Origin of the sequence: Candidatus Pantoea floridensis, assembly GCF_900215435.1 — a bacterium.
GTDB classification, from domain to species: Bacteria; Pseudomonadota; Gammaproteobacteria; order Enterobacterales; family Enterobacteriaceae; genus Pantoea; species Pantoea floridensis.
The window spans coordinates 4,290,399-4,313,313 of the sequence record NZ_OCMY01000001.1 but is presented as its reverse complement, the minus strand read 5'-3'; the positions used below and the strand labels follow the sequence as shown (position 1 = coordinate 4,313,313).

Annotated in this window: 23 protein-coding genes; 17 read left to right on the top strand and 6 right to left on the bottom strand. The window is 55.4% G+C overall.

Features of this window, described 5'->3' with window-relative positions; genetic code table 11:
- Window positions 1-69: 69 nt before the first annotated feature.
- Window positions 70-1,248, bottom strand: a complete 1,179-nt coding sequence (locus tag CRO19_RS20155; protein WP_099686946.1) for a benzoate/H(+) symporter BenE family transporter — start codon at window positions 1,246-1,248, stop codon at window positions 70-72.
- A 96-nt stretch (window positions 1,249-1,344) separates the two neighbouring features.
- Here CRO19_RS20155 and CRO19_RS20150 point away from each other — a divergent pair, with 96 nt between their 5' ends.
- The 3 genes from CRO19_RS20150 (at window position 1,345) to CRO19_RS20140 (ending at window position 3,045) form a co-directional block, all read left to right on the top strand.
- Window positions 1,345-1,890, top strand: coding sequence for a helix-turn-helix domain-containing protein (locus CRO19_RS20150; RefSeq protein WP_097097444.1), 546 nt, complete (start codon window positions 1,345-1,347; stop codon window positions 1,888-1,890).
- A gap of 157 nt (window positions 1,891-2,047) precedes the next feature.
- Window positions 2,048-2,473 carry a MarR family winged helix-turn-helix transcriptional regulator gene (locus tag CRO19_RS20145; protein WP_097097443.1) on the top strand — a complete coding sequence of 142 codons (426 nt, stop codon included), beginning with the start codon at window positions 2,048-2,050 and terminating at the stop codon, window positions 2,471-2,473.
- A 17-nt stretch (window positions 2,474-2,490) separates the two neighbouring features.
- Window positions 2,491-3,045, top strand: coding sequence for an isochorismatase family protein (locus CRO19_RS20140; RefSeq protein WP_097097442.1), 555 nt, complete (start codon window positions 2,491-2,493; stop codon window positions 3,043-3,045).
- 107 nt (window positions 3,046-3,152) lie between these two features.
- Here the strand turns inward: CRO19_RS20140 and pqqU are convergent, their stop codons facing one another.
- Window positions 3,153-5,264: a TonB-dependent receptor PqqU gene (pqqU, locus tag CRO19_RS20135; protein ID WP_176519179.1), complete on the bottom strand. Its 2,112-nt coding sequence runs from the start codon at window positions 5,262-5,264 to the stop codon at window positions 3,153-3,155.
- Between the two features lie 220 nt (window positions 5,265-5,484).
- On the opposite strand from pqqU, the gene CRO19_RS20130 reads away from it, so the two are divergent.
- Together CRO19_RS20130 and CRO19_RS20125 are read left to right on the top strand one after the other, a co-directional pair.
- On the top strand, window positions 5,485-6,348 hold the full coding sequence (locus CRO19_RS20130; protein WP_097097440.1) for an NAD(P)-dependent oxidoreductase: 864 nt from the start codon (window positions 5,485-5,487) through the stop codon (window positions 6,346-6,348).
- A gap of 1 nt (window position 6,349) precedes the next feature.
- The gene (locus CRO19_RS20125) at window positions 6,350-7,132 is read left to right on the top strand and encodes an AraC family transcriptional regulator (RefSeq protein WP_097097439.1); all 783 of its coding nucleotides are present in this window, start codon (window positions 6,350-6,352) and stop codon (window positions 7,130-7,132) included.
- Here CRO19_RS20125 and leuA read toward each other — a convergent pair.
- A complete protein-coding gene (leuA, locus tag CRO19_RS20120) occupies window positions 7,083-8,768 on the bottom strand; it encodes a 2-isopropylmalate synthase (protein ID WP_097097438.1) in 1,686 nt (561 codons plus the stop codon). The two genes, CRO19_RS20125 and leuA, sit on opposite strands and share 50 nt — an antisense overlap.
- A gap of 186 nt (window positions 8,769-8,954) precedes the next feature.
- Here leuA and CRO19_RS20115 point away from each other — a divergent pair, with 186 nt between their 5' ends.
- The 7 genes from CRO19_RS20115 to pqqF all read left to right on the top strand — a co-directional run bounded on the left by CRO19_RS20115 (window position 8,955) and on the right by pqqF (window position 15,664).
- Complete coding sequence (locus CRO19_RS20115) at window positions 8,955-9,980, top strand: dipeptidase (protein WP_320204500.1); 1,026 nt, start codon at window positions 8,955-8,957, stop codon at window positions 9,978-9,980.
- A 151-nt stretch (window positions 9,981-10,131) separates the two neighbouring features.
- On the top strand, window positions 10,132-10,203 hold the full coding sequence (gene pqqA, locus CRO19_RS20110; protein ID WP_002905689.1) for a pyrroloquinoline quinone precursor peptide PqqA: 72 nt from the start codon (window positions 10,132-10,134) through the stop codon (window positions 10,201-10,203).
- A gap of 55 nt (window positions 10,204-10,258) precedes the next feature.
- A complete protein-coding gene (gene pqqB, locus CRO19_RS20105; protein ID WP_097097437.1) occupies window positions 10,259-11,185 on the top strand; it encodes a pyrroloquinoline quinone biosynthesis protein PqqB in 927 nt (308 codons plus the stop codon).
- Window positions 11,182-11,937 (top strand): pyrroloquinoline-quinone synthase PqqC, encoded by a 756-nt coding sequence (gene pqqC, locus CRO19_RS20100; protein ID WP_097097436.1) that lies wholly within the window; start codon window positions 11,182-11,184, stop codon window positions 11,935-11,937. Before pqqB ends, pqqC begins: the two co-directional genes overlap by 4 nt.
- Window positions 11,938-11,941: 4 nt before the next feature.
- Window positions 11,942-12,220, top strand: a complete 279-nt coding sequence (gene pqqD, locus CRO19_RS20095; RefSeq protein ID WP_097097435.1) for a pyrroloquinoline quinone biosynthesis peptide chaperone PqqD — start codon at window positions 11,942-11,944, stop codon at window positions 12,218-12,220.
- Window positions 12,207-13,346, top strand: a complete 1,140-nt coding sequence (gene pqqE, locus CRO19_RS20090) for a pyrroloquinoline quinone biosynthesis protein PqqE (protein ID WP_097097434.1) — start codon at window positions 12,207-12,209, stop codon at window positions 13,344-13,346. Before pqqD ends, pqqE begins: the two co-directional genes overlap by 14 nt.
- Complete coding sequence (pqqF, locus tag CRO19_RS20085) at window positions 13,346-15,664, top strand: pyrroloquinoline quinone biosynthesis protein PqqF (RefSeq protein ID WP_097097433.1); 2,319 nt, start codon at window positions 13,346-13,348, stop codon at window positions 15,662-15,664. The genes pqqE and pqqF overlap by 1 nt, the downstream gene beginning before the upstream one ends.
- Here the strand turns inward: pqqF and CRO19_RS20080 are convergent.
- Both CRO19_RS20080 and CRO19_RS20075 read right to left on the bottom strand, forming a co-directional pair.
- Window positions 15,655-15,954 (bottom strand): helix-turn-helix domain-containing protein, encoded by a 300-nt coding sequence (locus CRO19_RS20080; protein WP_007891812.1) that lies wholly within the window; start codon window positions 15,952-15,954, stop codon window positions 15,655-15,657. The two genes, pqqF and CRO19_RS20080, sit on opposite strands and share 10 nt — an antisense overlap.
- 1 nt (window position 15,955) lies before the next feature.
- On the bottom strand, window positions 15,956-16,306 hold the full coding sequence (locus CRO19_RS20075) for a type II toxin-antitoxin system RelE/ParE family toxin (RefSeq protein WP_007891814.1): 351 nt from the start codon (window positions 16,304-16,306) through the stop codon (window positions 15,956-15,958).
- A gap of 219 nt (window positions 16,307-16,525) precedes the next feature.
- Here CRO19_RS20075 and CRO19_RS20070 point away from each other — a divergent pair, with 219 nt between their 5' ends.
- On the top strand, window positions 16,526-17,110 hold the full coding sequence (locus tag CRO19_RS20070; protein WP_097097432.1) for a YceI family protein: 585 nt from the start codon (window positions 16,526-16,528) through the stop codon (window positions 17,108-17,110).
- Window positions 17,111-17,254: 144 nt separating this feature from the next.
- Here CRO19_RS20070 and dld read toward each other — a convergent pair whose 3' ends face one another.
- A complete protein-coding gene (dld, locus tag CRO19_RS20065) occupies window positions 17,255-18,955 on the bottom strand; it encodes a D-lactate dehydrogenase (protein WP_097097431.1) in 1,701 nt (566 codons plus the stop codon).
- A gap of 435 nt (window positions 18,956-19,390) precedes the next feature.
- Here dld and CRO19_RS20060 point away from each other — a divergent pair, with 435 nt between their 5' ends.
- From CRO19_RS20060 to CRO19_RS20045, 4 genes are read left to right on the top strand one after another with little or no spacing between them, the layout of a single operon-like run.
- Window positions 19,391-20,371, top strand: a complete 981-nt coding sequence (locus CRO19_RS20060; RefSeq protein WP_097097430.1) for a 6-phosphofructokinase — start codon at window positions 19,391-19,393, stop codon at window positions 20,369-20,371.
- Window positions 20,372-20,381: 10 nt separating this feature from the next.
- Window positions 20,382-20,696: a PTS sugar transporter subunit IIB gene (locus CRO19_RS20055; protein WP_034827292.1), complete on the top strand. Its 315-nt coding sequence runs from the start codon at window positions 20,382-20,384 to the stop codon at window positions 20,694-20,696.
- Window positions 20,689-22,062: a PTS sugar transporter subunit IIC gene (locus CRO19_RS20050; protein ID WP_097097429.1), complete on the top strand. Its 1,374-nt coding sequence runs from the start codon at window positions 20,689-20,691 to the stop codon at window positions 22,060-22,062. The genes CRO19_RS20055 and CRO19_RS20050 overlap by 8 nt, the downstream gene beginning before the upstream one ends.
- Complete coding sequence (locus CRO19_RS20045) at window positions 22,049-22,891, top strand: class II fructose-bisphosphate aldolase (protein ID WP_097097428.1); 843 nt, start codon at window positions 22,049-22,051, stop codon at window positions 22,889-22,891. The genes CRO19_RS20050 and CRO19_RS20045 overlap by 14 nt, the downstream gene beginning before the upstream one ends.
- The last annotated feature ends 24 nt before the right edge of the window (window positions 22,892-22,915 follow it).

The window sequence follows — 22,915 nt, the reverse complement described above, 5'->3', positions numbered from 1 at the left end:
AATCAAACGGCTGATAAAGGGGGAAAAACAGGGCGTTTTTCCCGCGTGTAAACCTAAGTTGTTGAAGTTTTAAGCGCGAGAGCGCGGCGTGAGAACAAAATAAGTGAGTACGCCGCCGAGCAAGCCCCAAAATGCCGAGCCGATGCCGAGCAGGGAAATGCCGCTGGCGGTGATGAGAAACGCGATAATCGCGCTGTCCCGCTGCTGCGGTTCGGCCAGTGCGCGCTGCAAACTGCCGGCAAGCGTCGCTAATAACGCCAAACCTGCCAGCGTGGCAATCAACACCGGCGGCAGTGCGCTCAACATCACGGCAATTAAGCCGCCTGTAAAGCCGGTGAGCAGATAAAAAACACCTGCCAGTGCCGCAGCCATCCAGCGCCGTGCCGGATTCGGATCGACATCCTCACCCATGCAAATCGCGGCGGTAATGGCGGCGATACACACTGAAAACCCGCCAAAAGGTGAGAGAACTAAAGCAATAAAGCCAGTCCAGCCCGTTAGCGCCGACACCGGTGGTTGGTAACCGTGCGCCTGCAAGGTCGCGATCCCTGGCGCGTTCTGCGATGCCATCGTCACCAGGAAATAGGGCAAACCCACGCCAATCAGCGATGCCAGCGTAAACTGCGGCATGATAAACGCAGGCCAACTGATGGCCAACGCATGCGGCGGGAAATGGATGGTTTGTTGCCCCAGCGCCACCAGTACCCCTGCGACAAGCGCCAGCAGGATGGCGTAACGCGGCAGCCAGCGTCGACTTATCAGCCAGACCAAACACATGCTGCCACACAGGGCGAAATGGCTCTGCAATCCGCTAAACGTGCCGATACCAAAACGCAGCAAAATGCCGGCTAACATGGCGGCCGCCAGCGATTGCGGAATGTGGTTCATCAGTTTGGCAAACAGGCCGGTAATGCCAGAAAGTACAATCAACAGATTGGTCGCGACAAATACGCCGACCACTTCATTCAGCGTTAATCCTTGCACGCTAGTGGCGAGCAGCGCCGCGCCGGGCGTGGACCATGCTGCAAGAATCGGCATGCGTGTCCAAACGGATAAACCCAATGAAGCCAGCCCCATACCGATGCCGAGCAGCGAAAACCAGCCCCCAATCTGTTCTGGCGCAGCGCCCGCCGCCTGTGCGGCCTGAAAAATCAGCGCGGCCGTACTGCTGTAACCCACCAGCACGGCGATAAAGCCAGAAATCAGCATCGGAAAAGAGAAAGCGCTGCGCGGGGTAGCAGTAATCATCAGGTTACATCCTCTTGTGCGTTATAACGCACATTGTTGCATGGGACGCTATAGCGCACAAGTGCTACACTGCGCGCCAGCAAGAGGGGAGAACACATGGAAAATCTGCATCAACATCTGAGTCTGGCGCTGAAACAGCTGCGTCAGGCGAATGGCTGGAGCCTGACGCTGGCAGCGGAACGCACAGGCGTAAGCAAGGCGATGCTTGGCCAGATTGAGCGCGGTGAATCAAGCCCTACGATAGCGACGCTCTGGAAGATCGCGACCGGCTTTAATGTGCCGTTTTCTTTCTTTGTGCAGGGCAGCGATCAGCCGCCGGGCAGCGCTGCGACTTTCCGCCAGCCAAACGCGCAGATGCAGGTCAAACCGCTGCTGCCGTACGACGCGAGGCTACGTTTTGATCTGTTGGAAGTGATGCTGGCGGCTGGCGCGCAGAGCGATTCATCAGCGCACGAAAGTGGCGTGATTGAGCAAGTGGTGGTGCTGGAAGGTGAGTTGCTGTTGGGATTGGACGGCACATGGCGCCGCTTACAGTGCGGCGAGGCCAGTCAGTTCGCCGCCGATAAACCACACAGCTATCGCAATCCGCTCAGCACGCCGCTGCGTTTTCACAGCCTAATCCACTATTTGCAGCGGCCATAGGGGCGCCATTTATCGCGGCTAACACCCGCTGCGCATAAATGCCGCACCCCACGCAACCCGCCGACAGCGCGCGCAATTACAAATTGATACGAAGGTAAACTACACAGTTTGCCTTCCTATTTATATACTCGCGCTTCATTAGTAAGGAGAAGGTGCCATGAGCGATCTTAATAGCGCGGCCGCGCTACTGCGCAGCATCAATGGCAAACTGGCGCGCCGCCTGCGTGAATCGGCCCCACCGGGCGATCTCACCTGGCCGCAGGTTTCGGTGCTCGGTTATCTGGTGCGCGACGGTGCGATGACGGTGACGGAATTGGCGGCTCGGGAAGCGGTACGAACCCAATCAATGGGCGCGACCGTTGCCAGCTTACAGGCGCTGGGTATGGTGCAGGGTGCTGTCGATCCGCTGGATGGCCGCAAAACCCGCTATCAGCCCACCGACGCCTGTTTAGCGCTTATCGCCGCCAACCGCGCGCAGCGGGATGATTGGCTCGTAGAGAGCATCGCTACACAGCTAACGCCACACGAGCAGCAAACGCTGCTGGCCGCCATTCCTTTACTTCAACGACTTGCCGACCATTAATCCTGAGAGGACTCAACATGGCTTTAACTACCCTTGATGACAATACCGCGCTGATTGTGATTGACCTGCAGAACGGCATCGTCGCGCTGCCCGTGGCACCGTTAGAAGCCAACGAGGTGATTGAGCGCTCAGCGCGTTTAGCCGATGCCTTCCGGGGGCAAAAACGTCCGGTGGTGCTGGTTAACGTAGCGGGAGGCGCGCCAGGCCGTAATGAACAACCTCGCCACGGCGGCGATCTGCCAGCCGATTGGGCGACATTAGTGCCGGATTTGGCGCAGCAGCGCGGCGATATCGCCATCACCAAAAAGACCTGGGGCGCGTTCCACAACACCGACCTGCATGAGCAGCTGCAGCAACGTGGCGTTACCCAGGTGGTCATCTGCGGTATCGCTACCGCTATTGGCGTAGAGTCCACTGCGCGTCAGGCTTATGAGCTCGGTTACAACGTCACGTTGGCAACCGATGCCATGACCTGCCTGAATGCCGAAACGCACAAAAACAGCGTTGAACGTATCTTCCCGCGCTTGGGTGAAACCGGCACAACGGAAGACGTGCTGGCGTTGTTGAAGTAATAGACAGTTTCGGTCGCCATGCATGGCGACCCTACGTGTATATAGCTGGGTTTTTGTAGGGTGCGCATTCATGCGCACCTGGATATCAATCGTGGCAACGCGTTTATTTACTGAAACGCATAGCTCACCGTTAAACCGACGCTGTAATTGCGGCCCGGTGCCGGTTCGTAATAGCGGCCGTTGCTTTCGTTGACGATCACCGAACCAATATAATTGCGGTCAAACAGATTATCGACGCGACCAAACAGATCCAACGTCCAGTTTTGCACCAGCCATTTATAACCGCTATTTATCCCCACTACGGTGTAAGACGGCGCTTTCACATCGTTCTCATCATCAGCGGCGATATCGCTCAGGTAACGCACATCTGTTCCAGCATACCAGCCTTGTTCTGGCGCATAGGCCAATCCGGCATACGCCATATTGCGCGCAATGCCTGGAATGCGGTTGCCATTGCAGCTTTCAGTGCCGCAGACGTTAGAGCGATAGCGGGCATCCAGCAAGGTCCATGCGGCTTTAAAACGCCAGCTTTCACCGAATTGCTGATCCAGCCCCAGCTCTAAACCACGGCGACGGGTTTCACCGGCGTTTTTGTAGCTGGTGCGGCCCTCAAAGCTGCTATCGGAAACGATCTCGTTTTTGGTATCCGTCTGGAATACCGCCGCGGTTAACAGACCATTGCCAATACGTTTTTTGCTGCCAAGCTCAACCGTCTCGCTGGTGGCCGGTTGCAGATCTAAATTGAGGCCGGCCTGATTGGCGGCACGATAGGACAACTCATTCAACGTAGGCGTTTCGAAACCGCGTCCGGCAGAAACGTAGGCGTTCCAGCTGTTATCAATCGTGTAGTTCAGCGCCGCCGCCGGCAGCCAGCGATGGTAGCGACGGTTGCCGCTGTCGTCCGGATCGGTAGCGGTCACGTAATAGTCGTTGGAGTCAAAATTCACCGTACTGAAACGCACACCAGCATCCAGCGACAGTTTATCCGTTAGCTGCCACGCGGTTTGCAGATAGGGATCGAGATTCCACATCAGGTTGCGCTCGTTACGACGCAGATCGCCCTGTACGCCTAGCTCGTTGGCGGTGAAGTTTTGATAGCCCTTACGCTTTTCGGTCATGGTTTCATAGTCTATACCGCCGGTGAACGTCACCGGGATGGTGAACAGCGCGTCGCGGTGCGTCCAGCGCGTATCAATGCCCTGATAATGACGCGCCAGCGAAATCACGCCGCCCGCATTGCCTGCGCTTTGCTGAGCACTTTTAGGAATCGATTGGTACTGTGTGGTTTCGCGCTCGCCTGCATACATCATGACGCTCAGATCGTCATTTTCACTCATCTGACGCTGATAGTGCAGGCCTGCTTGCGTCTGATCGACGGTTTTACGTGCGTTGTACAAGGTCACATTGCTGGCCACCTGGCGCGGATTATCTTTCCACTGATCGGCGGTTAAGCCGCCCGGATCCTGCGCATCCACGTGTACGCTGTTAAACAGCAGCGTCAGGGTGCTGACATCGTCAATGCGCACGCCGAGTTTGGCGTTACCCAGGTTTTTTTGTGCCGAGCTGTGATCGCGATAGCCGTGCGTGGTAAAGCGTGAGGCGGAAACGGTGTAATTGACGTCGCCGGCGTGCGTGCCGTCGCCGGTTGCGCCGCTGGCTTTCACACTGTTGCGCCAGCTGCCGTAGCTGCCATACCAGCTGCTGGCTTCCAGCGTAGTGGGCTGCTGACCGGTTTGGGTTTCGACGTTAATCACGCCACCGGAAGAGTTGCCGTACAGCGCCGAGAACGGGCCACGCAGCACGTCAATATGATCAATCGATCCGATATCAATATTGGAGGTTTGGCCCTGGCCGTCTGGCATGGTGGCTGGGATCCCGTCAACATACATGCGGATGCCGCGCAGGCCGAAAGTGGAACGCGAACCAAAGCCGCGCACCGAAATCTGTAGGTCCTGGGCATAATTTTGTCTGTTTTGTATCTGCAAACCGGGCACGCTGGCGAGATTTTCAGACAAATTCACGCGCGGTGCCGCGTGGCGCATATCGTCGCCGGAAACCACGCTAACCGCTGCTGGCGTATCCAGCTCAGAGAGTCCGGAAGCAGCGGGTGAGGCACTCACCACCATGGTATTGCTGCCTGCATCCGCCGCGATGACAGCAAGCGGGAACATTGCGGGCACCATCAGCAACGAAGCCTGTCGCAGTAAAGCTATTTTCATTATGAAAGACCGTAAAAAAGGGCGTGGAATGTACCGAATGGAACATTTATGGCGCGTATGTTAATCGTTTTTTCATTTGTTTGAAAAGCGTTAATAGTATGACGGATTATTACTCTTTGCGGTGTTGAAAATGTTTTTTCATCGCATCTCTCGCCTGGCTGCGTGAGGAAAATTCTGTCAGTCTGGCGGTTTTGTCTGTAGGCACAAAAGAGAGGGATAGATGAGTCAGCAACCTGTGGTAGCGGTACTGGGATTGGGCGCAATGGGTCATGCATTTGCCGCCAACCTGTTGAAAAAAGGCTTTACGGTACGCGGCTGGAACCGCACGCGCGCCAGGGGCGAAGATCTGCTGGACGCTGGCATCACCTTAGCCGATAGCGCCGCACAAGCGGTTGAGGGCGCGGATGTGGTGATCGCCATGCTGGCTGATGGGGACATTACGCAACAGGCCTTGAACGATGCCCGCAGCAACCTTAAGCAGGGCGCAACCCTTTGCCAGATGGGCACCATCGGCGTGGAAGCCACCGATCAACTGATCGCCGAATTTAAAAGCGTGCGTCCGGACGTGGTGTTTATCGATGCGCCGGTTTCCGGTACCAAAGCGCCGGCAGAAAATGCGCAAATTCTGGTGATGGCGAGCGGCGATCAAAGCAAAGCGCAGGCCGCCGAGCAGGTGTTTGCTGCCATCGGTAAAGGTACGCAGTGGCTGGGCGCAGCGGGTGCCAGCTCGCGCATGAAGCTGGTGGTGAATAGCTGGCTGATTGGTCTGATGCAGAGCCTGGCGGAAAGTACCCGTTTGGCGGAAGAATTCGGTTTCAGCACTGACGATCTGTGGAAAGTGCTGGATGGCGGCCCACTCGCCGCGCCGTATGCCAAAATGAAACTCGGTATGATCGCCAGCGGTGATTTCACCCCACAGATGCATCTGGTGTGGGCACTGAAAGACGCCAAACTGGCGCTGGACGCGGCGGGCGACAGCAAACTGCCGGCGCTGGAAAACATCGTTGACGTCTGGCAGCAAGCGGTGGACGCCGGTTATGGCGAGCAGGATCTGGCGGCGGTTTATCAATATCTGAAACGCTAGCATGAGTGCGCGGCTCAATTTCGACTTCACGCATCGCCCGCTGGTGCCGTATGCGCATGATTACGCACATGGCGACGCCGAGCCGTGGCATCACCACGCTTGCGCGCAGCTGATTCACACGCTGAGCGGGGTGGTAAAAGTTGAAACCCAGCACGGCAGCTGGATTGTGCCGCCGAGTCGCGGCGTCTGGCTGCCTGCCGAAACGCGCCACGCTTTACATATCGTCGGCGCGGTGGCGGCGCGCACGCTGTTTGTTGATCCGCTGGCGCGCGCCGATCTGCCCGCCAGCTGTCAGGTGGTGCAGATTTCGCCACTGCTGCGCGAGTTGATCGTCAGCGCGCTGGCGTTGCCGGAGCAGTACGGTTCCGGCAGTCGCGCTGAGCGCATTTATGAGCTGATTCTGGATGAAATCCGCGTGATGGATGTGCTGCCGTTTGGCCTGCCGCTGCCGGAAAGCAGGCGGCTGCTGAGTTTGTGTCAGCACATTCAGCACGCGCCGGGTGAAAACTGGACGCTGGCACGCGCCGCCGCTGAACTCTGCGTGGCCGAACGCACGCTGGCGCGCCATTTCAGTCGCGAAACCGGTTTGCAGTTTAGCGACTGGGTACGACGCGCGCGCCTGAGCGTAGCGTTAACCCGTTTAGCTCAGGGAGAAAGCGTGCTCACGGTGGCGCTTGAGCTCGGTTACGACAGCCCAAGCGCCTTCAGCGCCATGTTCCGCCGGGTGCTCGGCGTTACACCAGCGAACTACTTTCCTGCGGCAGAAAAGCGTGCGCCGCGTTGAGCAGCGCCTGCAACGACGCGCGCGCCACATCATTGTCAATTCCCACGCCCCACGCCCGTTCACCGCGGGCGTTAATACAGCTGATGTAGCTCACCGAACGGCTATCGCTGCGTTTACCCAGCGTATGTTCGTGATAATCCTCAATGGTGATGGCTAAGTCATAGCGCTGATGCAGCGCGGAAACGGCAGCGGACAGCAAACCATTGCCTTTACCTTCCAGCGTTACCTGCTGCGCACCTTGCTGCAATCGCGCTTTGAAACGCGTTTCGCCTTTGTCGTCGCTGTGGCTTTCCGCTTCCAGCAAACGCCGTGCGGGCTGCGTTAAACCATAATGCTTGCAAAATAGCTGCCACAGGGCGTGATGCGTCATCTCCTGGCCATGGCCGTCGGTTTGCTGCTGCACTAATCGGCTGAAATCCTGCTGTAAAGCGCGCGGCAGCTGCAGGCCGTGGTTCTGTTCCAGTAGCCATGCCGCACCGCCTTTGCCCGATTGACTGTTCACGCGGATCACCGCTTCATAGCTACAGCCGATATCCAGCGGGTCGAGCGGCAGATACGGCATTTGCCACATTGTTTCTTCCCGTTCAGCGCGTTCGGCAAAGCCTTTACGAATCGCATCCTGATGCGAACCGGAAAACGCGGTAAACACCAGTTCACCGGCGTAAGGATGGCGCGGATGCACCGGCAGCTGATTGCAGCGCGTCACCACTTCCAGCACCTGCTGGATATCGCTGAAATCGAGCTGCGGCGCAACGCCCTGGGTGTAGAGATTGAGCGCCAGCGTAACGATATCAACGTTGCCGGTGCGCTCGCCGTTACCAAACAAACAGCCTTCTACGCGGTCGGCTCCCGCCAGCAAAGCCAGCTCGGCACAGGCGATGCCGGTGCCGCGATCGTTATGCGGGTGCACGCTGATCGACACCTGCGATCGCTGGCTGAAGTGGCGACAGAAATACTCAATCTGATCGGCATACACGTTGGGCGTATTCACCTCCACGGTCGCGGGCAGGTTGATGATCATCGGGCGCGTGGGACCCGGTTGCCAAATCGCGGCAACCGCTTCGCAAATTTCCAGCGCAAATTCGGGTTCGGTAAAGCAGAACGTTTCTGGTGAATACTCGAAAGTCCACGCAGTAGCGGTTTGTGCTTCACAGCGGGCGCGAATCTGCCGTGCACCGGCGCACGCCAGCGCAATGATTTCACTTTTGCTTTGACGGAACACGCGCTCGCGGAACAGCGGCGCAGTCGCGTTATACATATGGATGATGGCGTTTGGTGCACCGCGTAGCGCCTCAAAAGTACGATCGATCAGGTCGCTACGCGCCTGCGTCAGTACCTGAATTGCTACGTCGTTGGGAATGTGATTGTGCTCGATCAACAGGCGCACAAAATCAAAATCGGTCTGCGAGGCTGCCGGAAACGCCACTTCTATTTCCTTGAAGCCACAGCGCAGTAACAGTTGCCAAAACTCCAGCTTGCGCGCGCCGTCCATTGGCGTGGCGAGCGCCTGATTGCCGTCGCGCAGATCGGTGGAGAGCCAGCGCGGGGCGTGCGTCAACTGACGCGATGGCCACTGGCGGTCGGGTAAATCGATAACCGGAAACGCGCGGTATTTGCTAGCAGGTTGAGTGAGCATAACAGTCTCCTTGTGGTGTTGTGATGAGTCTCGCCTGGCAGCACGCTGCTCGGCTCGCGCATTGCTGACAACCACCCGCGCGTAACTGACAACCTCTGCGTCACGTAACCCTTTGTGCGCCCACATTTGGCGAAACCGCAGCGCGCGCGTAGCATGGTGGCATGTTGTTTCACCAAAGATCGCCTCATGTTACTCACTACCTTCGACGGTCATAATGACCTGCTGCTTAACCTGTGGCTGCATCATCGTGATGCGCCCGCCCAGGCATTCTTTCACGGCATTGAAAAAGGCCACCTCGATTTTCCGCGTATGCAGCAGGGCGGCTTTGCCGGTGGCCTGTTCGCCCTGTTTGTGCCGCCGCCGCGCTATGTGCAAGAGATGGCACCGCTGCGGGCGGCGGAGAATCTGTCGCCGCTGGCGATCCTCTGGCAGCAGCTCGATATTCTCAAAGCGCTGGCTGCGCAATCCGACGGGCGGGCGCGCTTATGCCTCAACGCCGCCGATATGGCCGCCTGCCGCGCTGAAGGAGTGCTGGCGCTGGTGGCGCATATCGAAGGCGCGGACGGTTTTGATGTCGATGGCGCAGCGCTCGATGCGTTCTATCAGGCTGGCGTTCGCAGCATCGGGCCATTCTGGAATTTGCCTAATGGCTTTGGTGAAGGGGTTAGCGGCTCTTTTCCGCATTCGCCGGATACCGGGCCAGGATTGACGATGGCTGGTGAGCAGCTGATTGCGGCGGCCAATCGTCATCGCATGCTGATCGATATGTCACACATGAACGAAAAAGCCTTTTGGGACACGGCGCGCCTCTCATCGGCGCCGCTGGTGGCGACGCACTCTAATGCGCATGCGCTGTGCGCGCAGCCGCGCAATCTCACTGACGACCAACTGCGCGCAATTCGTGACAGCGGCGGCGTGGTAGGTGTGAATTTTGGTAACGCTTTCTTACGCAGCGATGGCAAACGCGATAGCGATACGCCGTTGATCGAAATTGTTAAACATGTTGAGCATTTGATCGCGATAATGGGCAGCGATCATGTAGCGCTGGGTTCCGATTTTGATGGCATCAGCGTGCCTGATGCGCTGAAAGATGTTTCCGGATTACCGCGCTTGTATGCGTTATTGCGCTCACTGGGCTACGATCAAACGGCTCTTGAGCAGCTCGCCTGGGGCAACTGGCAGCGCGTGTTGCAACAGATTTGGCGGGATTAGCACAATTCCCTTACCGAATCAGGGTTGATCTGCTCGCTACATTGGCGCAACATCTGCGCGCGTCATGATTGCAATGTGATCTACGTCACAGCTGCAATGATCTCCAGCAGAGCGTGCTCTGCATTTTTGAATGAATAAGAGGAAGAATATTATGTGGAAAAAACCTGCGTTTATTGACCTGCGTCTGGGCCTGGAAGTGACTCTGTACATCTCCAACCGCTAAGACTTCTGCCCGCCGCTCGTGCGGGCATTTTGTTTTCTCTCTCTGGTCAAATTTCATGTTTATTAAAGTCCTCGGTTCAGCGGCTGGCGGCGGCTTCCCGCAGTGGAACTGTAACTGCGCCAACTGCAGCGGCCTGCGTAACGGCACTATTCAGGCGCAGGCGCGCACGCAATCCTCGATCATCGTCAGTGATAACGGTGAGGATTGGGTGCTGTGCAACGCGTCGCCGGACATCAGCCAGCAGATTGCCCACACCCCAGAATTGATAAAAAAGGGCGTGCTGCGCGGTACGGCCATTGGCAGCATCATTCTCACCGACAGCCAAATCGATCACACCACCGGTTTGCTGAGCCTGCGTGAAGGTTGTCCGCACCAGGTGTGGTGTACGCCGGAAGTGCATGCCGATCTCACCAGCGGCTTTCCGATTTTCACTATGTTGCAGCACTGGAACGGCGGCTTGCAGCATCATGCCTTAACACCGCTGGAGCCATTTCGCGTCGATGTGTGCCCGAGCCTGCAGTTCACCGCGATTCCGATTCTCAGCAACGCGCCGCCGTATTCGCCATATCGCGATCGTCCGCTGCCGGGCCACAACGTGGCGCTGTTCATTGAAAACACCGCCAATGGCCAAACGCTGCTGTACGCACCGGGACTCGGCGAGCCCGATGCGGTGATCATGCCCTGGCTGGAAAAAGCCGATTGCCTGCTGATTGATGGCACGGTATGGCAGGACGACGAGCTGCTCGCCACCGGCGTCGGCAAAAATACCGGCAAGGCGATGGGGCATTTAGCGCTGGCCGAAGAACAAGGTTTAATGGCGCTGCTGGCCTCGCTGCCGGCCAAACGCAAAATTTTGATTCACATTAACAACACCAATCCCATCCTTAACGAGCAATCGCCGCAGCGCGACTATTTAGCGCAGCAGGGCATCGAAGTGAGTTGGGATGGCATGGCGATTCATCTGCAGGAGTTTGCATCGTGATCATTACCGAAGCACTATCGCCCGCCGCATTTGAGCAGGCGCTGCGCGATAAAGGCGCGTTCTACCACATTCATCATCCGTACCACATCGCGATGCACAATGGTAATGCCACGCGCGAGCAGATTCAGGGCTGGGTGGCGAACCGCTTCTATTATCAGACCAATATTCCGCTGAAAGACGCGGCGATCATGGCCAACTGCCCGGATCCCGCTACGCGGCGCAAATGGGTGCAGCGCATACTCGACCACGACGGCAGCAACGGCCACGAAGGCGGCATTGAAGCCTGGCTACAGCTTGGTGAAGCCGTCGGGCTGGACCGCGATGTTTTACTTTCAGAGAAGCTGGTGCTGCCGGGTGTGCGCTTTGCGGTAGATGCCTACGTTAACTTTGCGCGCCGTGCCAACTGGCAGGAAGCCGCGTGCAGCTCGCTGACCGAGCTGTTCGCGCCGCAGATTCACCAATCGCGCCTTGATAGCTGGCCGCAGCACTATCCGTGGATCAAAGAGGAAGGCTACTTCTATTTCCGCAGTCGCCTGAGCCAGGCGAATCGCGATGTGGAACACGGTCTGGCGTTGGCGCTCGAGGTGTTTACCACGGCCGAGCAGCAGAACCGCATGCTCGAAATCCTCCAGTTTAAGCTCGATATTCTCTGGACCATGCTGGATGCCATGACCATGGCGTATGCGCTGCAGCGTCCGCCTTATCACACGGTCACCGATCGGGTGTCCTGGCACAGCACAAGGTTGGTATAACGATATGAAAGATAATCTGATTCCGGCTTTCCGTCGTGGCTACCGCATGCAGTGGGAAGCGGCGCAGGAGAGCCATGTCGTGCTCTATCCGGAAGGCATGGCCAAGCTGAACGAAACCGCCACGATGATCCTTGAACTGGTCGATGGTAAACAGGATGTGGCGGCCATTGTTGCCACGCTGGATGCGCGCTTCCCGGAAGCGGGCGGCGTAGGCGATGACGTGAAAGAGTTCCTGCAATCTGCCATCGAACAAAAATGGATACTGTGTCGTGAACCCGAGTAAAACCGTGACGCCGCCGCTGTGGCTGCTGGCAGAATTGACCTATCGCTGCCCGCTGCAGTGTCCGTATTGCTCCAATCCGCTGGATTTTTCCCAGCAGGAGAAAGAGCTGACCACCGAACAGTGGATTGAGGTGTTCCGCCAGGCGCGTGCCATGGGCAGCGTGCAGCTCGGTTTTTCCGGCGGCGAACCGTTAACGCGTAAAGATTTGCCGGAGCTGATCCGCGCCGCGCGCGATCTCGGTTTCTACACCAACCTGATCACCTCCGGCATTGGCCTGACGGCAAAAAAACTCGACGCCTTTGCTGACGCGGGCCTCGATCACATTCAGATCAGTTTCCAGGCCAGCGATGAAACGCTGAACGCTGCGCTAGCCGGGTCGAAGAAAGCCTTCCAGCAGAAGCTGGAGATGGCAAAAGCGGTGAAAGCGCATGGCTATCCGATGGTGCTGAACTTTGTGCTGCATCGCCACAATATCGATCAAATCGACAAGATCATCGATCTCTGTATCGAACTGGAAGCCGATGACGTCGAGCTGGCGACCTGTCAATTCTACGGTTGGGCGCAGCTTAACCGTGAAGGATTGTTGCCGACGCGCGAACAGATCGCCCATGCCGAAGCGGTGGTGGCCGATTATCGTCAGCGCATGAGCGCCAGCGGCAATCTGACCAATCTGTTGTTCGTCACGCCGGATTACTATGAAGAGCGGCCGAAACCGTGCATGGGCGGTTGGGGATCGATCTTCCTTAGCGTCACGCCCGACGGCACCGCGTTACCGTGCCACAGCGCGCGCCAGCTGCCGGTTGAGTTCCCATCGGTGCTGGAACGCACGCTGGATGACATCTGGTACAACTCGTTTGGCTTTAACCGCTATCGTGGTTTTGACTGGATGCCGGAACCCTGCCGCTCCTGCGATGAGAAAGAGAAGGACTTTGGCGGCTGTCGCTGCCAGGCGTTTATGCTGACCGGCGATGCGGACAATACCGATCCGGTGTGCAGTAAGTCACCGCATCACGGCAAAATCCTCGAGGCGCGGCGTCAGGCCAACTGCAGTGATATCAAAATCCAGCAGCTGCAGTTCCGTAATCGTAGCAACTCCGAACTGATCTTTAAGCAGCGCGTCACCTGATGAACGCGCGCCAGATCACGCTCGCCAACGGCCTGCGCTGTTATCTGCACCATCAACCCGGCGCACGCGATGCGGCGGCGCTAATGCGCGTGCAGGCGGGCAGCCTGGATGAGCCGGATCGCTGGCCGGGGCTGGCGCATTTGCTCGAGCATCTGCTGTTTTGCGGCAGTGAAAACTTCAGCGGTGACTATCGTTTCATGCCGTGGGTGCAGCAGCAGGGCGGCCAGGTCAATGCCACTACGCAGCTGAGCCGCAGCGCCTTTTTCTGCCAGCTACCGGCCGCGGCGTTATCAGCGGGCGTACAGCGGCTGTGCGATATGCTCGCGGCACCGCTGCTGAGTGCGCAGGCTATCCAGCAGGAAGCGGCGGTGATTGATGCCGAGTATCAGCTGCTGCAACGCCATGCTGACACGCTGTGTGAAGCGGCGATACTGGATGCGCTGCAAGGCCGTTTTCAACGCTTTCGCGTAGGCAATCGCGTGGTATTTGGTGACGATGTCACGCAGTTGCGGGCGGCGTTACAGACATTTCATCAGCGTTGGTATCACGCTGATAACATGCAACTTTGGTTGCAAGGTCCGCAATCGCTCGATGAACTGGCGCAGCTGGCGTCGCAGTTTGGCAGCGGATTATTAACGGGTGGTGCAACTCCAGCGGCAATCGAACCTTTACTGCTGCCAGGCGATGGTTTGCTGCAGCTGGTGGGTGAAGAGAGTTTCTGGCTGGCGCTGCTGATTGACGGCGATGAACCCACCATTCGTGACAACGTCACCTTGCTGAATGCCTTTTGGCAAGATGAAGCACCCGGCGGCTTAATGGCGCAACTGCGGCATGAAGGGCTCTGTGAGTCCTTTAACGCCCAGTGGCTATGGCAGGATACGCACCACGCGTTACTGGCGCTGCGCTTTGGTGCGCCGCAGCTTACTCCCGCGCAGGCGCAACGTATCGAGCACTACTTCTGGCAGCATCTCACCGCGTTAAGAGAGGCACCTGCGCGGCAGCATCAGCACTATGCGCGGCTGGCACAGCAGGATTTTGCCGCCTCGTCCGCGCTGGAGCAGCTGCGCGGCCGGGCGCTCGGTTTTGCGCCTGGCTTAACGGTTCCAGATAATCTGGCTGACTTTGCCTCTGCGTTACCTCACCGCCCACGCAGGCGTTTGCTCACGCAGCAACAGCTGAAGGGTATGCCGCAGCAGAAACAGGGATTTACGCTGCAGCTGGCTGAATGGTTGCCCGAACAATGGCTCGCCACCGAACCTGCAACGTTTCACTTTTATCCGGCGTCAGCAGAGATAACGTTGCCTCGCTTACCGCCAGTGGCGCAGCCGCTGCCGGTGATTGCGCCCGTGCAATCGGTTGAGACGCTGCTGCTGCGCCCGGCGTTTTATCAGCTGTTGCGCGACGAGGAAGCACAGGCGCGGCAACGCTTATTGCGTCCGGTGCTAGCTGAGTTGCGCCACGCCGGTGGCAACGGCAGCTGGCAGCAAAAACAGGGTAGCTGGCAGCTGGTGCTTAATTTGCCTGCTTGCGCCGATCGCGCTTTGCTTAGCATGCATCAGGCTTTACAGGCGCTTAATGCACCGGTGCAGGATCGGGTCATCAAGACAACGCACTCTATCGTTATTCGTCAGCTGCTGGCCGCTTTGCCCAGCAAACTGATCCCGCCGCAGTCAACACCACAATGGTTGGTCGCGTGGTGTGGCGCAGAGGGTGCGCTAAGCCAGCGCGTGGGCCATCTGCTCAGCGAATTCTCCCTCGCGCTGGCACGCTATGCGCCACCTGCCATGCTGCATCGCGGCGTGATGCCGGTTGCCTGTGACGGGAGCGATCAGGCGCTGTTACTGTTTATGCCGCTGCCGCAGCAGGATGATGCCAGCCTCGCGGCGTTACGTGCGCTGGCGCTGATGCTGGAAACGCGCTTTTTCCAGCGTCTGCGGGTAGAGCAGCAAATTGGCTATGTGGTGTCGGCGCGCTATCAGCGAGTTGCGGATGTTGATGGTTTGCTGCTGGCGCTGCAGTCGCCGAATATCCCATGGCGCACGCTGCTTGGCCACAGCAAACGTTTTATGCGAGACATGCTTGCCGAAATTGCCGCTATTCCTGCGGCACATCTCGCGGCCTGGCAGGCCAACTTAGCGATGCAGTGCGTAAAACAGGACAACAGCGAGCGCGCGGAAGAAGCGCTGCGCCAGCAGCTTGGCTTACCAATCCTTAACCGCACCGCCATCCAGGCACTGACGCTGCCGCAGCTACAGCACCTTCACTATCACCTGCTGCGTGAAAGGCATCGCTGGTTGATTTTGGTTAATCAAAGTTGAAAGGCGATGTGTTTGCCGTTGGGCAACGTAACGTCAATACGCAGTTCACCACCTAAAGCGTCAACATAACGTTTTAATGTGGAGAGTCGCGGGTCGTTGCCGGGATTTTCCATTTTTGCCAGCGTGGGTTGCGAGACGCCAATCACACGTGCCAATTCGGTTTGCGAGAGATTAAGCTCTTCACGCAGCTGGCTCAAGGCAATCTCCTGGCGCAATTTCTCGACTTTTTTAGCGATCCGCTGCTGGCTTTCAGGTGATTGTTTTTCCAATAACTCTTTCAAAGTAGACATCTTATCCCTCCATCTGCGCCACATGCTTACGGTATTCTGTTTCAGCAAGGCGAATCATCGTTCGGTAAAACTGTTTTTGGTTGCAGCCGGTTTTATTCCCTGCGCATAGCACAATAGCGCGTCGCACCGGATCAAAAGCGAAAAATGCCCTGATGGGGTTACCTGCATGCTGAATGCGCAACTCCTTCAGGTTAGGGACATCGCTACCTTTTAGCGTATCAACATAAGGGCGTCCCAATTGGGGTCCCATTTCACCTAAAATAGTCATCGCGGCTAACACATCCTCGCGCAGTGCTTCACTCTGCGCCAGGAACCACTTATCGAAAACATCCGTTGTCAGAATTTCCCACATAATGCCATCCCATAGCTTTTTTGCTATAAATAACCTATAGCCTTTAGGCTATGAAAGCAACGTGCATGCTACTTACGCGCTGTGATTTTATCGTATGATGATTATTACTCATTGATATATTTGAATATATTTGACAGTCACCAGCAAATCTCTTCACTGGTTAGTTACCAGGTAAAGGGCGACACTCACTGCATTATCCCGAACTAAAAGGAACTGCGAGTGAAAAACGTTACCCGTCTTGCGCTGCCACTGTTGGCGGCGGCTACGCTTTATGCCCCCTTGTCACAGGCTGCAGCGATGCAGTATGCCCTCGATCCGGCGCACACCTCGGTCATCGTGACCTGGACGCACTTTGGTTTCTCTCACCCGACGGCCGATATCCCGAATAGCAAAGGGTCAATCGTATTTGATAAGGATCAGCCGCAGCAGTCGCGCGTTGATGTCACGCTGCCGATTACGCAAATTGATACTCACGTACCTGCATTGACCAAAGAGTTTCTCGGTGCTGAGTATTTCGATACCGCAAAATATCCTTCAGCGGTATTCCACAGCACCAAAGTGGAAGCCAAGGGTGATAACAAATTCGACGTGGAAGGTAACCTGACGTTGAAAGGGATTACCAAGCCGATCACCTTGCATGCCACGCTGAATCAGCAGGGCATGCATCCGATGGTGAAAAAAGAGGCGATTGGTTTTGATGCCACTGGCGTGATTAAGCGTTCGGATTTCAAGCTGGATAAGTATGTGCCAGCGGTAGGCGATGACGTGACGTTGACCATCTCAACCGAAGCATACGCGAAATAATCGCATCGATGTTTGCTGAGTCACCATCTCGATGAATCCCCCAGGATGCGCATTGGTGTTGACCAGGTGCGCATGCATGCGCACCCTACGAAATCCCGCTAAATAACCGTAGGGTCGCCATTTATGGCGACCTGGCTGCTGATGCTACATTTCCCGCCAAAACTTCTTCTTGCTGGTTTTGCCAATCCCCGGATTGCAGCTGTTGGTAGGATCGAGCTGTTTCCAGTGATCCACATGCTCGCATGAAGCCTGATAGAGGTGTCCAACGTTGTGCTCGGCGGGATATTTAGCCCCGCGCTGCTCCAGATACCGCTTCACCTCTTCCTTAAACGCTTTGGCATCATAGCCCGGCTTCAGTACATAATCCTGATGATTCACGAAACAGAAGAAATGCCCGCAACATGAATCGACCTGCACCTGTGCCGCCAGGTGATCCGGCAGCGTCAGGCGCCACGCATCATCATTACGACGCAGCGCCACGTCAAAGGCGACCAACCGCTCGTTAGGGTTATAACCCAGCGTATCGCAGTAGGAAATGGTGCAGCCGCCAACGCCAAAACGTACCAGGAAGGCATCTGCCGCTTCACGTGCATCGCAATGGAAAAAGCCGCCCTGATGAGCCGCAAAGAATGCCTGCAACAGAACGTGTAGCTCAGCGCTTTGCTGAGACTCAACTTTGATCATCAAATGATGTTGATACTCGCTGCGGTAATCCATAATGCGCGGCGCGATAAAGCTCGGTGTGAGCTGATTAAAGCATTGCAGCATCCGATCAACAAAATTGCGCGGCAGGAATTTCAAATGGCTGATGCGCACATCCCATTTGGCTTTATTCGCCATCATTTGCGGAATGGCCTGCGGACCGAGTTTACGTATTGCCAGATACATATGTTTGGCGTAGCGCACCGTCAAATCAAAGGCGTTACGATGGATATATTCCGCCTGTAACGGCAGCTCGCTCATGCGGGTCAACAGATAGCGACGCAGTTCCACCAGCACATTCTCATCATTGGTACCGATGTAAAAGGTATCGCTACCGGTGCTGGCCTCAAAGGTGGGCAAACGCACGGCAAACACCACCACTTTACCGGCGCTGCCGGAACTGTCGTGCAGATAACGGAGGTCGCCATTAAAACGTGCCGGGGAATCAGCGGTGACATCACGCAGGCGATCGGCATAATCTTCGGCCCAAATCTTTCCCTGCCAGTCGGGTTGTTCACCAGTTTGATACTGCTGCTGCGTCAGTGCTTCCAGCATGGCCTCTGGCGTTTCGCCCAGCGCAATACCGAGATGATTAACCATTTCTAAGCGGCCATCGTCATGGATGCGCGCGAACAGGGACTTTTCAGTAAAGGCCGGGCCGCGACGAATCAGTGAGCCGCCGGAGTTATTACAAATCCCGCCCACCACAGACGCGCCGATGCAGGATGAGCCAATCACAGAATGCGGTTCACGCCCTAAAGGCTGTAAGGTCTGTTCCAGTTCAGTGAGGGTGGTACCTGGGAAGGCAATGACCTGACGCGCCTGATCAATGACCTGCACACCTTTTAACTGGCGGGTGCTGATGATCACCACATCGCGATCGTAATCGTTGCCGTCGGGCGTTGATCCGCCGGTAACGCCGGTATTTGAGGCTTGCATAAGCACAATGGCGTCATGGGCGACGCAAACCTGCAGTGTCTGCCATAGCTGCAGCAGGGTTTGCGGTAACACCACCGCCAGCGCTTCGCCACGCCCCACACGGAAGCCTTTTATGTACCAGGCTTTATCATCGGCATGGGTTAATAACTGTTTCTCACCCACCACGCCAGCCAGGTGACGCAACATCTCCTGCGGAATACTCATCTTCTCTCTTCTTCGCTAATTATTTGCATTCATATTGGACAAGTGCAGCAACATTGAGTCAATCATTGACTGGCACGGATGCGGAAATAACGCACGTAATCATTATCCCTTTAACTTTCACGGAATAAACGCGCGGAAACGATAAAAATGCGCGGGAAATCACAAAATAGAGTGAAAGAAAAAGAGTGTCAGTAAAGATATTAAGGCCAGCGGGGCGCAAAGATAAATGTAAATATAACCTTATGATTTAAATGAATAATTCATATTTTAATCAGAATTGGCAATGTGATTTTAATCACAAAAAAGACTCATCAAAACCCTGTGTCAACGATCTCTGGCAGCAAATTCATGGCAAAAGTGTGACATTCGTTGCAAATAGCACTGCGGTTAATCGGAAGAATGAATATCAGACGCACAGCATGAAGGATGATGGCAATGAGAATTGGCATGGTGATCAGCGGTGGAGATGTTACCGGGATTAATAACTTTGTTTATCAAATATCCCGTCTGACTAAAGCGGAAATGGTGTTATTCAATGGCGGCATTCCTGGTTTACTGGAAAACAATCACCGGGAAATATCCCATCGTGATTTAGTCGATTACGCCATCGCTTCAATTCCGGTAATGCAGTCAGGAAGAACGACAAGGAAATTAATTCGCCCGGAATATGAAATCATTGCTAAACACCTCAAGTCGCTGCGTATTGACGTAGTAATTATGGCGGGAGGTGACGGTTCATTACAATTTTTGCACACGCTGAGCGAATTTGGCGTCAACTGTTTTGGCGTGGGTATGACTATCGATAATGACGTCTTTGGCAGTGACTACAGTATTGGTTTCTCCACTGCCTGCGAGCAGGTATTAAAAGAGGTGGCAAAATTACGCAATACCGGCCGCGCGTTAACCGGCCGCGTATTCATGGTGGAGCTACTCGGCGGCTATTGTGGGGAATTAACGTTACAGTCGGCGATCAAGTCCAATGCGGATTTTGCGCTGATTCCAGAATGCCAGATTGCACCGCAGGAACTGGCCGAGCGCATCACACAGCGGCTGGCCGCGCAGAACAGCGTGATTATATTGTGCTCGGAAGGCTATACCCGTGAATATTCACCGGGGTTTCAGGGCGCCATTGATACCTTAATAAAACAAATTGAACCGCTGATTGGCGTACGTATTCGTAAAACTATTATCGGTTATGGCCTGCGAAATGGCGATCCCACCTGTGAAGAGATTTATCAGGGCACCATTATGGCCAGTGAAGTCGCGCGTTGTATTCAGTCGGGAATGCGCAATAAAGCGGTCATTATTAATGGCAGTAATCGACCGATTCCGATTGATTTAATAAGCATGAAAAAACGCCTGGTCGATACTGAAGGGCATCATTATAAACTCGCTAAACAACTGCAAATTCTGTGAGGAAATAGCCATGCTGAAAATATTATGTGTCTGTGGATGCGGTCTTGGATCGAGTTTCGCAATCGAGATGAGCGCTAAGTCGGTATTAAAGAAGCTCGAAATCGAAGCCGATATTGATCACACCACTATTTCTGAAGCCAACGCCTTTAAATCCGACATGATTTTAACTCAGAAAGCGTTTGCTGATGTGTTAAATGCCGATGCCAGCCCGGAGCAAATTAAGCGGGTGATTATTCTCAACAAGCTGACTGATAAAGCGGAAATTGAAGAAAAAATCGTGGCGTTTATGAAAGAACGTAACTTAAAGGTTGCTAATCATGAATAGTGTGATCGACTTCCTGGTAAAAGATCTATTAGGGCAGGCGTCAATACTGATTGCCTTTATCGCCCTGATTGGTCTGCTACTGCAAAAAAAATCGGCGGGCAAGGTGGTGGAAGGCACCTTTAAAACCCTGCTCGGTTTCTTAATTATGATGGCCGGTATCAACATTATTGTCGGTACCTTAACTTTCCTGAACACCATTTTCACCCACGGTTTTGGCATGCAGGGTTATATCACCGACGTTGCCGCCATCGCCGGGTTAGCGAACCGCGAGCTGGGTTCAGAAGTGGCGCTGACGCTGTTGGTGATCTTTATCGTCAACATCATTATCGCGCGCCTGACACCGTTCAAATACATCTTCCTTACCGGTCAGGCGCTGCTGTGGATGGCGACGATTGGTGCGGTGATTGGCTATAAAGCGGGGCTAACAGGCTTACCTCTGATCCTTACCGGCGGCATTTTTGGCGGCATTATGGCGGTTGTCATGCCTGCGCTAGCCCAACCGGTGGTGCGCCGCATCACCGACTCCGACGACGTGGCGCTCGGACATTTCTGCACCATCGGCTATCTGCTGACGGCGGCGGTGGCGAAGGTGGTCGGCAAAGGCTCGCGCTCTACCGAAGATCTCAAACTGCCCGACAACTTTAAATTCCTGCAGGATACCTACCTGTCGATGGCCGTGGTGATGGTGCCGATGTACCTGATTCCTGCGGTTGCCGCCGGTCCGGAATTTATCGGCCAGTACAGCAACGGCATGAACTACCTGATGTATGCCTTTATGCAGTCAATTCAGTTCGTGTGCGGCGTGTTCGTGCTGTACAGCGGCGTGCGTCTGCTGCTGAATGAATTGGTGCCGGCTTTCCGCGGTATTGCCATGCGCCTGGTTCCCGATGCCAAACCTGCGCTCGATTGCCCGGTGATGTTCCCCTATGCCCCAAATGCGGTGATCGTCGGCTTCCTCGCCACCACCCTGGGTTCGGTGGTTGGCATGCTGGTGTTCCCGATGTTTGGTCTGGCGATGATTCTGCCAGGGCTGCTGACCAACTTCTTTGCCGGTGGCACCGCAGGGGTGTTTGGCAATGCGCTGGGTGGACGTCGTGGTGCGATGATCGGCGGCTTCGTTCACGGTTTATTCATTACCTTCCTGCCGGCGATTCTGGTGCCGATGCTGGAAAGCTATGGTTTCACCGGCGTGACCTTCAGTGATTCGGATGTCATCAGTACCGGGCTGGTGCTCGGTCACGCGTTCCAGAATAACTGGCTGTTCGTCGCCCTGTTTATTGTCTTTATTACGCTTCTCGCCTGGTTTGTTAACGGAAAATCCACGAAATCTAAATCCCATGAGGAAAAGCTCCATGAAACTTTATAATTTTACCGATCTGTTACAGGTGGCAAAAGAACGTGAATTTAAAGCGCTCGGTTCCTTTAATTTACACTGTCTGGAAATGCTGCCGGCCTTTTTTAGCGCGGCAGAGAAAACCAATAGCCCATTAATGATTCAGATATCTACCGGTACCGCGAAATATCTCGGACATAAATTATTGGTGGATGCGATTCGCTCATTATCAGAGAGCCGCAATGTCCCGACCTGTTTGCACCTCGATCACTGTTCCGATTTAGCGGCGATTCAAACTGCGCTGGATGCTGGCTTCAGCTCTATTATGTATGACGGCTCACATTTACCGATTGAAGAAAATATTGCCAATACGCGTCGTGTTATTGATATGGCGCGTCCGCTGGATGTCTCAGTCGAAGCGGAGCTGGGTGCGATTGGCGGTTCAGAAGACGGCAAAGTCGTCGCCATGAGCGAAACAGCTTTCACCACGGTCGATGACGCTAAGCGCTTTGTGGAAGAAACCGGTGTGGATATGCTGGCCATCTCCATTGGTACCGTACACGGCTTGTATACCGGTAAAGCGCACATTCAGCATCAGCGCCTCGCCGAAATCACTGACGCCACGAAAACACCGCTGGTGCTGCACGGCGGCACGGGGGTGAGCGATGAAGATATGCGGCTGGCGGTGCGCAGCGGTATTGAGAAAGTGAACGTCGGAACTGAGATGAACGTGCAATGGGTAGCGAACTGCAAACAGACATTCGAAAAAGGCAAAGTTAACGACAGCGTACGTAATTTCCTTGTACCGGCTAACGATGCCGTAACCAATGTTCTGGTAGAAAAGATTCAGCTGTTCCGCTAATAGTTTATCACTTATGACGTAATA